Raw genomic sequence first — 11,952 nt, 5'->3', positions numbered from 1 at the left:
GCAGCTTTGCAGCCCTTGCGAGTCGACCGTGTCCGTATTGCGTCTTCCGAGCCTGCCGGCCGCCGCCGGCAAACAGCACTGGGGCAACCTGCCCGGTGCCGCCCAGAGCCTGGCCATCGCCGAGGCTGCCAGCCGCGCCAAGCGCTTCACCCTGCTGCTCACCGAAGGCAGCCAGAGCGCCGAGCGCCTGCAGGAGGAGCTGCGCTTCTTCGCCCCCACGCTTCCGGTGCTGCATTTCCCCGACTGGGAAACCCTGCCCTACGACGTGTTCTCGCCGCATCAGGACATCATCTCCCAGCGCATCGCCGCCCTCTACCGGCTGCCGGAGCTGAAGCACGGCGTGCTGGTGGTGCCGATCGCCACCGCCCTGCAGCGCCTGGCGCCGCCGAGCTTCCTGCTCGGCTCCAGCCTGGTGCTGGACGTAGGCCAGAAGCTCGACGTCGACGACATGCGCACCCGCCTGGAAGCCGCCGGCTACCGCTGCGTGGACACCGTCTACGACCACGGCGAGTTCGCCGTACGCGGCGCGCTGCTCGATCTCTACCCGATGGGCAGCGAGCTGCCCTACCGCATCGACCTGTTCGACGACGAGATCGAGACCCTGCGCACCTTCGACCCCGAGACCCAGCGCTCGGTGGACAAGGTCGAATCGATCCGCCTGCTGCCGGCGCGCGAGTTCCCGCTGGAGAAGAAGGCCGTGGCCGACTTCCGCGCACGCTTTCGCGAGCGCTTCGACGTCGACTACCGGCGCTGCCCGCTGTACCAGGATCTGTCCAGCGGGCTGATCCCGGCCGGCATCGAGTACTACCTGCCGCTGTTCTTCGACGCCACCGCCAGCCTGTTCGACTACCTGCCGACCGACACCCAGGTGTTCTCCCTGCCCGGCATCGAACAGGCCGCCGAGCAGTTCTGGCAGGACGCGCGCAGCCGTTTCGAGGAGCGTCGCGTCGACCCCGAGCGCCCGCTGCTGCCGCCGGCCGAGCTGTTCCTGCCGGTGGAGGACTGTTTCGCGCGCCTCAAGCAATGGCCGCGGGTGGTGGTCGATCCGCACGACCTGGAGCCCGGCGTCGGTCGCGAGCGCTTCGCCGCGCGCGCCCTGCCCGACCTGGCGATCCAGGCCAAGGCCGGCGAGCCGCTGGCCGCGCTGCGCCGTTTCATCGAGGAATACCCCGGCCGGGTGCTGTTCTGCGCTGAGTCGGCAGGGCGCCGCGAGGTGCTGCTGGAACTGCTCGCACGCCTCAAGCTCAAGCCGCGCGAGGTGGACGGCTGGGCCGGTTTCGCCGCCGCCGAGGAGCGCCTGGCGATCACCATCGCGCCGCTCGACGAGGGCCTGCTGCTCGACAGCCTGGCGCTGATTCCGGAAAGCCCGCTGTTCGGCCAGCGGGTCATGCAGCGCCGGCGCCGCGACAAGGGCCAGGGCGGCGGCGACAACGTGATCAAGAACCTCACCGAGCTGCGCGAAGGCGCGCCGGTGGTGCATATCGACCACGGCGTCGGCCGCTACCAGGGCCTGGTCACCCTGGAGGTCGACGGCCAGGCCGCCGAGTTCCTCATGCTCGCCTATGCCGACGAGGCCAAGCTCTACGTGCCGGTGGCCAGCCTGCACCTGATCGCCCGCTACAGCGGCAGCGACGACGCCCTGGCGCCGCTGCACCGCCTCGGCTCCGAGCAGTGGCAGAAGGCCAAGCGCAAGGCCGCCGAGCAGGTGCGCGACGTCGCCGCCGAGCTGCTCGATGTCTACGCGCGCCGCGCCGCGCGTCAGGGCTTCGCCTTCAGCGATCCGCAGACCGACTACGCGGCCTTCGCCGCCGGCTTCCCGTTCGAGGAAACCCCCGACCAGCAGGCGGCCATCGACGCAGTGCTCGGCGACATGCTCGGCGGCCAGCCGATGGACCGTCTGGTGTGCGGCGACGTCGGCTTCGGCAAGACCGAGGTGGCGATGCGCGCCGCCTTCGTCGCCGTGCACAGCGGCAAGCAGGTGGCGGTGCTGGTGCCCACCACCCTGCTCGCCCAGCAGCACTACAACAGCTTCCGCGACCGCTTCGCCGACTGGCCGGTGCGCGTCGAGGTGATGAGCCGCTTCAAGTCGGCCAAGGACGTCGCCGCCGCCGCCGGCGAGCTGGCCGAGGGCAAGATCGACATCATCATCGGCACCCACAAGCTGCTGCAGGACGAGGTCAAGTTCCACGATCTGGGCCTGGTGATCATCGACGAGGAACACCGCTTCGGGGTGCGCCAGAAGGAACAGTTCAAGGCCCTGCGCAGCGAGGTGGACATTCTCACCCTGACCGCCACGCCGATCCCGCGCACCCTGAACATGGCCGTCTCCGGCATGCGCGACCTGTCGATCATCGCCACCCCGCCGGCGCGCCGCCTGTCGGTGCGCACCTTCGTCCTCGAACAGCAGAAGCCGGTGATCAAGGAAGCCCTGCTGCGCGAGCTGCTGCGCGGCGGCCAGGTCTACTACCTGCACAACGACGTCAAGACCATCGAGAAGTGCGCCGCCGAGCTGGCCGAACTGGTTCCCGAGGCGCGCATCGGCATCGGCCACGGGCAGATGCGCGAGCGCGAGCTGGAACAGGTGATGGGCGACTTCTACCACAAGCGCTTCAACGTGCTGGTGGCCTCGACCATCATCGAGACCGGCATCGACGTGCCCAGCGCCAACACCATCGTCATCGAGCGCGCCGACAAGTTCGGCCTGGCCCAGCTGCACCAGCTGCGCGGCCGGGTCGGGCGCAGCCACCACCAGGCCTACGCCTACCTGCTCACCCCGCCGCGCCAGCAGATGACCGAGGACGCGCAGAAGCGCCTGGAGGCCATCGCCAACGCCCAGGACCTGGGCGCCGGCTTCGTCCTCGCCACCCACGACCTGGAGATCCGCGGCGCCGGCGAACTGCTCGGCGAAGGCCAGAGCGGGCAGATCCAGGCCGTCGGCTTCACCCTGTACATGGAAATGCTCGAGCGCGCGGTCAAGGCGATCCGCAAGGGCGAGCAGCCCAATCTGGAGCAGCCGCTGGGCGGCGGCCCGGAGATCAACCTGCGCCTGCCGGCGCTGATCCCCGACGACTACCTGCCCGACGTGCACGCGCGGCTGATCCTCTACAAGCGCATCGCCTCGGCCGAGGACGAGCGCGCGCTCAACGAGCTGCAGGTGGAAATGATCGACCGCTTCGGCCTGCTGCCGGAACCGGCGAAGCACCTGATGCGCCTGACCCTGCTCAAGCTCAAGGCAGAGCGCCTGGGCATCCGCAAGGTCGAGGCCGGCCCGCAGGGCGGACGCATCGAGTTCGCCGCCGACACCTGCGTCGATCCGCTGACCCTGATCCAGCTGATTCAGGGCCAGCCGGCCCGCTACAAGCTCGAAGGCGGCACCGCCTTCAAGTTCCAGGTGCCGATGGAACGTCCGGAACAGCGCTTCAACACCCTGGAGGCGCTGCTCGAGCGCCTGACCCCACCCGCCGCCTGAAGGATCCGCGCATGCCCACCACGCTTCGCCCCCTGCTGCTCGCGCTGCTGCTGATCGCCGCGCCGGGTTACGCCGAAACCCTCTACCAGGTCGAGCTGATCGTGTTCCGCCAGGCACCGCCGGTCGACGCCAGCCAGCCGGTACCCGAGGACTGGGCCGGCGCGGCACCGGCCATCGCCGCCGAGGCGCAACGCAGTCCGGCGCTGGAGGACACCGCCCGACAGCTGAACGAGACCCTCGGCTACCCGGTGCTGCTGCACCAGGCCTGGCAACAGGCGGCGGACGACCCGCCGCGCGCCGTGCGCTTCGCCGCAGGCACGCCGTGCGACCGCCACGCGCCGGTCGAAGGGCTGCTGAGCCTGCGCCAGGAGCGCCATCTGGAGCTGGAGCTGCACACCTGGGTCAACCGCTGCGACGCCGACGGCTTTCTCGTCGCCAGCGAGCGCCTGCAGCACAAGCGCCGCCTGATTCCCGGCCAGCTGACCTACCTCGACCATCCGAGCCTGGGCGCGCTGATCCGCGTGCGCCCGCGCTGACGCCGGACGACACGGGCACGAAAAAGGGGCGACAGATGCGCTCTGCCGCCCCTTTTCGGACGCACACGACCGGCCCGTTGCGGGCCGGCAGCCTCAGGCCTGCGCCAGCACCCGCTGCAGCACCGCCTTGACCTTGCCCATGCCGTCGGCCAGCGCCTGCTCGATCTCGGCCATGGTGATGACCCCACTGGACTTGCCGGCCGCCGGATTGACCACCAGCGCCAGACAGGCGTAGGGCAACTCCAGCTCGCGGGCCAGCGCCGCCTCGGGCATGCCGGTCATGCCGACGATATCGGCGCCGTCGCGCTCCAGACGGGCGATCTCCGCCACGGTCTCCAGGCGCGGCCCCTGGGTCGCGGCGTAGACGCCGTGGCTGCTGAAGTCGCAACCCTCGGCACGCAGGGCGGCGATCAGTTGCTGGCGCAGGGCCTCGTCGTAGGGGTAGCTGAAATCGATGTGGGTGACGTGCTCCAGCTCGCCCTCGAAGAAGGTGGCGGCGCGGCCCCAGGTGTAATCGATCAGGTCGTGGGGCACGCAGAGGTGGCCGCTGCCCATGGCGCGGTGGATGCCGCCGACGGCGTTGACGGCGACGACGGCCTGGGCGCCGGCCTGCTTCAGCGCCCACAGGTTGGCGCGATAGTTGACCTGGTGCGGCGGGATGCGGTGCGGATGGCCATGGCGGGCGAGGAACAGCACCTCGCGACCGCCGAAGTCGCCGCGCAGGATGTCCGCCGAAGGCGCACCGTAGGGCGTGTCCACCGACACCGCCTCGCGGAGGCTCAGGCCCTCGAGCTGGGTCAGTCCGGTGCCGCCGATGATTGCTAGCACTGCCATGTCGTTCTCCTCAGTCGATCAGTCCGGCCGAGCGCAACGCGCCCAGCGCCTGGAGCCAGCGCGGCTGGCTCCGGTAGTCCTCGCCCGGCCAGCGCCGCGCGCGCATGCCGGCCAGCGCCGGCGCGGGGCGCACGCCCTGGCGCTGCAGGTAGCTCAGGGCCAGTTCGGCGGCGGCGCGATCGTTGCACACCAGCGCCATGTCGCAGCCGGCGGCCAGCGCCGCGGCGACCCGCGCATCGGCGGCACCGGCCACGTGGGCGCCGGCCATGCTCAGGTCGTCGCTGAAGATCGCCCCCCGGTAGCCCAGTTCGCCGCGCAGGATGTCCTGCAGCCAGCGCGGCGAGAAACCGGCCGGCTGCGCATCGACCTGCGGGTAGATCACATGGGCAGGCATGATGCCGTCGAGCCGCCCGGCCAGTTGCGCGAAGGGCTGCAGGTCGCAGGCGCGGATCGCCTGCAGACTGCGCTCGTCGCGGGGAATCGCCACGTGGGAGTCGGCCTCCGGCCAGCCATGCCCGGGGAAATGCTTGCCGGTGGCGGCCATGCCCGCCGCGTGCAGGCCGTCGATGAAGGCCCCGGCCAGTTCGACGACGCGCGCCGGGTCGCTGCCGAACGAGCGCGAGCCGATCACCGTACTGCGCCCATGATCGAGGTCGAGTACCGGAGCGAAGCTGAAATCGAGGCCGGCGGCCAGCACCTCGGTGGCCATCAGCCAGCCGCAGTGTCCGGCCAGCGCCGCGGCGTCGGGAGCGGCGGCCAAGGCCTGCATCGATGGCAGACGGACGAAGCCGTTGCGCAGACGCTGCACCCGGCCGCCCTCCTGGTCGACCGCCAGCAGCAGGTCGGGGCGCAGGGCGCGGATCGCCAGGCACAGCTCGCGCACCTGGCGCGGATCTTCGATGTTGCGGGCGAACAGGATCAGCCCGCCGACCTCGGGCTGGCGCAGGATCTGCCGATCCTCGGCGCTCAGCCAGGTGCCGGCGATATCCAGCATCAGGGAACCAGACATTCAGTCTCCTTGCGTGCAAGGCAGCGCCTGCCACTGCGGACAGGGCGCCTCGTCGATGAACACGGGACAACCGGCCGGCACCTGCTCGAACAGCGCCAGCAGGTCGGCGTTGCGCAGGCGGATGCAGCCGTGGGAGCGCGGCACGCCCATGGGTTCGCTGTCGGGCGTACCGTGCAGGTAGATGTAGCGGCGGAAGGTGTCGACCGCGCCGAGGCGGTTGCGCCCCGGCTCGCAGCCGCTCAACCAGAGGATGCGGGTGAGGATCCAGTCGCGCTGCGGAAAGTGCGCCGCCAGTTCGGGGGTCCAGATCTCGCCGGTCCAGCGCCGCCCGACCAGTACCGCCCCCGAGGGCAGTCCGGCGCCGATCTTCGCCCGCACCCGATGCCGGCCGCGCGGCGTGCAGCCCGAACCCTGGCGCTCGCCGGGGCCGTTGAGGGCGGTCGACACCGCCAGGCGCAGGCGCAGGCGGCCGGCGGCGAAGCCGTACAGGCACTGGTCGGCAATCGAGATATGCAGGGCGTCGAGCATGGCGCGGGGACTGGCGGGAATGGACGGCTAGCTTAGCCGATCCGCCGCCCGCCGGCAGCTCAGTCGTGCGTGGTCGCGACCTTCTGGCCGCGCGGCAGACGTTGCGCGGCGATCAGCGCCGCATCGTGCAGGACGCTGTCGGCACGCAGGCCGGCGGCCATGAACGGCACCATCAGGCGCACTACCTGCTCGGTCGAGGTGTGCACGCCGAAGTCGCTCTCGGCCATGCCGCGCAGCGCCTTGATCCCCGACATGCTGAACGCCGCGGCACCGAGCATGAAGTGCATGCGCCAGAACAGCTCCAGCGGCGGAATGTTCGGCGCCGCCTCGTGCATCAGCTGCCTGTAGCGACGGAACACCGCGCCGTACTGGTCCTCCAGATACTGACGCAGATTGCCCTGGCTCTGACTGAAGGCCAGGCCAAGCAGACGCATGAAGATCGACAGATCGCTGCCACCGCGGGGTTTGACGCCCAGCGCCTGGCTGACCAGCAGGTCGAGCAGTGCTTCCAGCGACGGCGCGGCCTGGCCGCTGCGCGCATCCAGCTCGCGTTCGAGGCTCTGGCAGAAGGGATCGAGAAAGCGGGCGAAGACCGCCTGGATCAGCGCAGTCTTGGAACCGAAGTGGTAGTTCACCGCCGCCAGATTGACCGCGGCCTTGCTGGTGATCAGGCGCAGCGAGGTCTCGGCGAAGCCCTTCTCGGCGAACAGCTGTTCGGCCGCATCGAGAATGCGCTCGACGGTTTCCGACTGAGCCATGGACACCCCACCTCTGACGAACATTCGTTTGAAACATACGTTTCAGCCGTTCGCCCTGTCAAGGGGGCCACGCCTGCCCCAGTCGGCACGACGCGCAACGCCCAGGCGGCGCGCAAAGAGGTTGCCACACCCCACCCCCTGTATATACTTCCAGCCTACAGACAGCAAACCGAGCACGGCTCATGCAGAAACTGACACCGCGCCAAGGCGAGATCCTCGCCTTCATCAAGCTCTGGCTGGACGAGCACGGCTACCCGCCGACCCGTGCCGAGATGGCCCAGCAGCTGGGCTTCCGCTCGCCGAATGCCGCCGAGGAGCACCTGCGCGCACTGGCCCGCAAGGGAGCGATCGAGATGATTCCCGGCGCCTCGCGCGGCATCCGCATCCCCGGCAGCGAGCCGGCACCGCGCGAGGACGAGCTGCCGATCATCGGCCGCGTCGCCGCCGGCGCGCCGATCCTCGCCGAGCAGCACATCGAGGACAGCTGCCGGATCAGTCCGGAGCTGTTCTCGCCACGCGCCGATTTCCTGCTGCGCGTCCACGGGATGAGCATGAAGGACGCCGGCATCCTCGACGGCGACCTGCTCGCCGTGCATGCCTGCCGGGAGGCCAGCAACGGCCAGATCGTGGTGGCGCGGATCGGCGACGAGGTCACCGTCAAGCGCTTCCAGCGGCGCGGCAAACGGGTGCAGCTGCTGGCGGAGAACCCGGACTTCGCACCGATCGTCGTCGATTTGGACAGCCCGGAACAGGATTTCGTCATTGAGGGCCTCAGCGTCGGCGTGATCCGCCGCTGACCCGTGGACAGACCCGGCGCAACAGCGCCGGGCGTTGCCTCAGTGCAGGACCCGCGCCTGCTCCTCGAACTCCGCCTCGTAGTCGCCGTCGACCATGCTGCCGGCCACTTCCACGCCGACATTGAACATCGCCTTGGCCACCTCGATGTGCTGGCCCTGCAGGAATGCCTTGGCCTCTTCGGAGAATTCGAGGGTCACCAGCGCCTCCTCGTCGTCGCCACGACGCAGGACGATACGGCCGTCAGACAGCTCCACGATTTCCAGAAAGGAGGTCGGCATTTAGGGGTGCTCCGCAGACAAAGGCCGGCATTGTACCAGCGCCCGGCCAGCGCGCCCTAGCCCGCCCGGCCCCTCACCACTCGCTCATGCCCTGGCGAAAACGCAGCGCCAGCGCGCGGATCTGCCGCTGCCAGTCGCCCAGCATCGCAAGGTCCGGCGCCGCCGGCTGCGCGCCGCCGACCTCGACCGCCACGATCACCGCCACGGACGGATCGACCTTGGCCTTGCGTGCCTCGCGCGGCGGCTCGAACAACTGGCGCCAGGCCGTCAGCAGCTCGGCCAGCCAGCTGTGGCGATCCTCGGCCAGCTCGACCAGCTCGGCCAGCTCGGGGCCGGGCGCGGCCTCCAGCACGGCCCGCTCCAGCAGTTCCTCGACCCGCCCGGCACCCGCCTGGGGCAGACGGTAATAGCCGGCGATCTCGTGGCACAGGCCGAGCAGCGCGCCGTACAGGTGAAACAGCGCGGTCTCGCGGGCGGCCTGGATCTGCGTCTGCGCATTGAGCGCCTGCGCCGCCTCGGCGGCCTGCCAGGCCTCCAGGGCCAGACCGGCGAAATAGAGTTTCTGGTTGGTGCGGGTATACAGCTCGTTGGCCATGACGGAATCCTCGACAGAGGACCGAGTATACGCCGCCACCCCGCAGCGCCGCAGCGCCCGGAAACGACGAAGCCGGCCGGGCGTTCGCACGCCCAAGCCGGCTTCGTCGCTAGCACCCGAGGAGGCTCAGCGCTTGTCTTCGACCTTCCACTGGCCGTCGACGTAGAAGGCGCGCCAGCCGCTGGGCTTGCCGTCCACCTCGCTCTGCACGTACTGCTCCTTGCTCTTGCGGCTGAAGCGGATCACCGCCGGGCGGCCTTCGGGGTCCTGCACCGGGGCGTCGAGCAGGAAGTGGTACTTGGCATCCAGCTCCTCGCGGTGCGGGATCAGCTCGCTGACCAGCGGCGCACGGGTTTCGCGATTCTTGGGGAACTGGCTGGCCGCCAGGAACAGGCCGGAAGCACCGTCGCGCAACACGTACACGTCGTCGACCTTGGCGCAGCGCAGCTCGGGCATCTTGATCGGGTCGATCTTCGGCGGCGCCGCCTCGCCGCTCTTGAGCAGCTTGCGGGTGTTCTTGCAGGCGCTGTTGGTGCAGCCGAAGAACTTGCCGAAACGGCCGGTCTTGAGCTGCATCTCGCTGCCGCACTTGTCGCATTCCAGGCTCGGCCCCTCGTAACCCTTGATCCGGTACTGGCCTTCCTCGACCTCGTAGCCCGAGCAGTCCGGGTTGTTGCCGCAGATGTGCAGCTTGCGGGTCTCGTCGAGCAGGTAGGCATCCATCGCCGTGCCGCACTTGGCACAGCGATGCTTGCCGCGCAGCACGCGGGATTCGGACTCGCCCTCGTCGTCGTCGGCGATCTCGTCGCCCGGCACCAGGTTCATGGTCGCCTTGCAGCGCTCCTTGGGCGGCAGCGCGTAGCCGGAGCAACCGAGGAACACCCCGGTGGAGGCGGTGCGGATCATCATCGGCCGACCGCAGTCCTTGCAGGGAATGTCGGTCAGGGTCGGCAGGTTGGCACGCATGCCGCCCTCGCCGGCCTCGGCCACGTCGAGCTTCTTGCGGAAGTCGGCGTAGAACTCGTCGAGCAGGTGCTTCCACTGACGCTCGCCTTGGGCGACATCGTCGAGGTGCTCCTCCATGCCGGCGGTGAAGCCGTAGTCCATCAGGTTGGGGAAGCTCTCCGACAGCCGTTCGGTGACGATCTCGCCCATCTTCTCGGCATAGAAGCGCCGATTGTGGACCGCCACGTAACCGCGCTCCTGGATGGTCGAGATGATCGCCGCGTAGGTCGACGGGCGGCCGATACCGCGCTTCTCCAGCTCCTTGACCAGGCTGGCTTCGGAGAAGCGCGCCGGCGGCTTGGTGAAGTGCTGGGTCGGATCGAGGCGGAGCAGATCGAGCACGTCGCCTTCGCTCATCTCCGGCAGCACGTCGTCCTCGCCGGCCTTGCCCTGCGGCGGCTGCACGCGGGTGAAGCCGTCGAACTTGAGGATGCGACCCTTGGCGCGCAGCTCGTAGTCGCCGGACTGCACGGTAACGCTGGTGGACAGGTACTGCGCCGGCGGCATCTGGCAGGCGACGAACTGGCGCCAGATCAGTTCGTAAAGGCGCTCGGCGTCGCGCTCCATGCCGGACAGCTGGGCCGGCTTGAGGTTGACGTCGGAGGGGCGGATCGCCTCGTGGGCCTCCTGGGCGCCTTCCTTGCTGCTGTACAGGTTCGGCTTGGCCGGCAGGTACTGCGCGCCGAACTCGCCTTCGATGAAGCCACGGGCCATCTCGATGGCGTCGGCGGACAGGTTGGTCGAGTCGGTACGCATGTAGGTGATGTAGCCGGCCTCGTAGAGACGCTGGGCCATCATCATGGTCTTCTTCACCCCGAAGCCCAGGCGGGTGCTGGCCGCCTGCTGCAGGGTGGAGGTGATGAAGGGCGCGCCCGGCTTGGTCGAGGTCGGCTTGTCCTCGCGCTTGGCGACCCGGTAGGCCGAGGCCTTGAGCGCCGTCACCGCGGCCATCGCCTGGGCCTCGTCGAGCGGCTTGAAGGCTTCGCCGCGCTGGCGGATCACCTCGAAGCGCACCGTCTCACCCGGCAGGCTGGCCAGATCGGCGTGGACTTCCCAGTATTCTTCCGGCACGAAGGCGCGGATTTCCTTCTCGCGCTCGACCACCAGCTTGACCGCCACCGACTGCACGCGCCCGGCCGACAGGCCGCGGGCGATCTTCGCCCAGAGCAGCGGCGAGACCATGTAGCCGACCACGCGATCGAGGAAGCGCCGCGCCTGCTGGGCGTTGACCCGGTTGATGTCCAGCTCGCCGGGCCGGGAGAAGGCCTCCTGGATGGCCTTCTTGGTGATCTCGTTGAACACCACGCGCTTGTAGCGGCTCTCGTCGCCGCCGATGGCCTCGCGCAGGTGCCAGGCGATGGCCTCCCCCTCGCGGTCCAAGTCGGTTGCGAGATAGATGGTGTCGGCATCCTTGGCCAGGCGGCGCAGCTCCTCGATGACCTTTTCCTTGCCGGGCAGGATCTCGTACTTGGCTTTCCAGTCGTGCTCGGGGTCCACGCCCATGCGCGCGAACAGCTGACGCTTGGCCTTTTCCTTCGGCGACAGCGCCGGCGCCTCGCTCGCCGCGGCCTTGCCGCGCTTGGCCGGCTCCTTGCTGGCCGAGCCGCTGGTGGGCAGGTCGCGGATATGGCCGATGCTCGACTTCACCACGTACTGGTTGCCCAGATACTTGTTGATCGTCTTGGCCTTGGCCGGCGATTCCACGATGACCAGTGATTTGCCCATGAATCGGAGAGTTCCTGAAAAGAGATCGAGATGAACGGCCAGGCCGTCGGCGCGAAATATGCAAGTGGGGATGGCGGCGCCTGGGTAAGGCCACGCTATATATAGTGGCCCGCGCAGCAAGGTCAAGCGTGGGGCGGCGCCCCTGTCGCGCCGTCGTGGCGAAATTCGACCGTCTCGGCGCGTACCAGGGCGAAGCGCGGCAGCAGTTCGCCCTCGACCTCCACGGTCTCGACGAACATGCTCAGCGGCCGCACCCACAGCCCGTATTCGCCATACAGCGCCTGGTAGAGCACCAGGGTTTCCTGCGTCTCGGAGTGCCGGGCCAGGCCCAGCACCCGGTATTCGTGGCCTTTGTAATGCCGGTAGAGTCCGGTTTGCAGCGTCATGTCGCACCTCGCAGAGCATCGCAGCGGAAAC

The 11,952-nt window shown here is 69.1% G+C and carries 11 protein-coding genes; 3 read left to right on the top strand and 8 right to left on the bottom strand.

The genetic code is table 11. The features are described 5' to 3' along the window. The first annotated feature begins 28 nt into the window (after positions 1-28). Together mfd and BLU22_RS10260 are read left to right on the top strand one after the other, a co-directional pair. Positions 29-3,469 (top strand): transcription-repair coupling factor, encoded by a 3,441-nt coding sequence (gene mfd, locus BLU22_RS10265; RefSeq protein WP_090214156.1) that lies wholly within the window; start codon positions 29-31, stop codon positions 3,467-3,469. A gap of 11 nt (positions 3,470-3,480) precedes the next feature. Continuing rightward, the gene (locus BLU22_RS10260) at positions 3,481-4,005 is read left to right on the top strand and encodes a CsiV family protein (protein ID WP_090214154.1); all 525 of its coding nucleotides are present in this window, start codon (positions 3,481-3,483) and stop codon (positions 4,003-4,005) included. Positions 4,006-4,098: 93 nt separating this feature from the next. On the opposite strand, the gene BLU22_RS10255 is transcribed toward BLU22_RS10260, so the two are convergent. From BLU22_RS10255 to BLU22_RS10240, 4 genes are read right to left on the bottom strand one after another with little or no spacing between them, the layout of a single operon-like run. Next, entirely contained in the window at positions 4,099-4,839 is a 741-nt protein-coding gene (locus BLU22_RS10255) for an S-methyl-5'-thioinosine phosphorylase (RefSeq protein WP_090214153.1), read from the bottom strand. Between the two features lie 10 nt (positions 4,840-4,849). Beyond that, the gene (gene nagZ, locus BLU22_RS10250; RefSeq protein WP_090214151.1) at positions 4,850-5,848 is read right to left on the bottom strand and encodes a beta-N-acetylhexosaminidase; all 999 of its coding nucleotides are present in this window, start codon (positions 5,846-5,848) and stop codon (positions 4,850-4,852) included. Next, entirely contained in the window at positions 5,849-6,376 is a 528-nt protein-coding gene (locus BLU22_RS10245; protein WP_090214149.1) for a L,D-transpeptidase, read from the bottom strand. A gap of 59 nt (positions 6,377-6,435) precedes the next feature. Continuing rightward, complete coding sequence (locus tag BLU22_RS10240; protein WP_090214148.1) at positions 6,436-7,134, bottom strand: TetR/AcrR family transcriptional regulator; 699 nt, start codon at positions 7,132-7,134, stop codon at positions 6,436-6,438. Positions 7,135-7,316: 182 nt separating this feature from the next. Here BLU22_RS10240 and lexA point away from each other — a divergent pair, with 182 nt between their 5' ends. Further along, entirely contained in the window at positions 7,317-7,931 is a 615-nt protein-coding gene (gene lexA / locus BLU22_RS10235; protein ID WP_090214146.1) for a transcriptional repressor LexA, read from the top strand. Between the two features lie 39 nt (positions 7,932-7,970). Here the strand turns inward: lexA and BLU22_RS10230 are convergent, their stop codons facing one another. From BLU22_RS10230 to BLU22_RS10215, 4 genes are all read right to left on the bottom strand, one after another. Next, a complete protein-coding gene (locus tag BLU22_RS10230; protein WP_090214144.1) occupies positions 7,971-8,210 on the bottom strand; it encodes a hypothetical protein in 240 nt (79 codons plus the stop codon). Positions 8,211-8,283: 73 nt separating this feature from the next. After that, entirely contained in the window at positions 8,284-8,805 is a 522-nt protein-coding gene (locus BLU22_RS10225) for a DUF6586 family protein (RefSeq protein ID WP_090214142.1), read from the bottom strand. A gap of 126 nt (positions 8,806-8,931) precedes the next feature. Continuing rightward, positions 8,932-11,535, bottom strand: a complete 2,604-nt coding sequence (gene topA / locus BLU22_RS10220; protein ID WP_090214140.1) for a type I DNA topoisomerase — start codon at positions 11,533-11,535, stop codon at positions 8,932-8,934. A 122-nt stretch (positions 11,536-11,657) separates the two neighbouring features. Further along, positions 11,658-11,921, bottom strand: coding sequence for a DUF1653 domain-containing protein (locus BLU22_RS10215; protein WP_090214139.1), 264 nt, complete (start codon positions 11,919-11,921; stop codon positions 11,658-11,660). Positions 11,922-11,952 lie beyond the last annotated feature (31 nt).

The sequence above is a fragment of the Pseudomonas guangdongensis genome (assembly GCF_900105885.1).
GTDB classification, from domain to species: domain Bacteria; phylum Pseudomonadota; class Gammaproteobacteria; order Pseudomonadales; family Pseudomonadaceae; genus Geopseudomonas; species Geopseudomonas guangdongensis.
The sequence above is the reverse complement of the archived record's forward strand: the minus strand, read 5'-3'. Positions and strand labels throughout refer to the sequence as shown.

Excerpts from the sequence above, each read along its gene's own strand:
- BLU22_RS10215 (WP_090214139.1), bottom strand. The coding sequence starts at position 11,921 with ATGACGCTGCAAACCGGACTCTACCGGCATTACAAAGGCCACGAATAC.
- BLU22_RS10230 (WP_090214144.1), bottom strand. The coding sequence starts at position 8,210 with ATGCCGACCTCCTTTCTGGAAATCGTGGAGCTGTCTGACGGCCGTATC.
- nagZ (WP_090214151.1), bottom strand. The coding sequence starts at position 5,848 with ATGTCTGGTTCCCTGATGCTGGATATCGCCGGCACCTGGCTGAGCGCC.
- BLU22_RS10255 (WP_090214153.1), bottom strand. The coding sequence starts at position 4,839 with ATGGCAGTGCTAGCAATCATCGGCGGCACCGGACTGACCCAGCTCGAG.
- topA (WP_090214140.1), bottom strand. The coding sequence starts at position 11,535 with ATGGGCAAATCACTGGTCATCGTGGAATCGCCGGCCAAGGCCAAGACG.
- BLU22_RS10225 (WP_090214142.1), bottom strand. The coding sequence starts at position 8,805 with ATGGCCAACGAGCTGTATACCCGCACCAACCAGAAACTCTATTTCGCC.
- BLU22_RS10245 (WP_090214149.1), bottom strand. The coding sequence starts at position 6,376 with ATGCTCGACGCCCTGCATATCTCGATTGCCGACCAGTGCCTGTACGGC.
- BLU22_RS10260 (WP_090214154.1), top strand. The coding sequence starts at position 3,481 with ATGCCCACCACGCTTCGCCCCCTGCTGCTCGCGCTGCTGCTGATCGCC.
- lexA (WP_090214146.1), top strand. The coding sequence starts at position 7,317 with ATGCAGAAACTGACACCGCGCCAAGGCGAGATCCTCGCCTTCATCAAG.
- BLU22_RS10240 (WP_090214148.1), bottom strand. The coding sequence starts at position 7,134 with ATGGCTCAGTCGGAAACCGTCGAGCGCATTCTCGATGCGGCCGAACAG.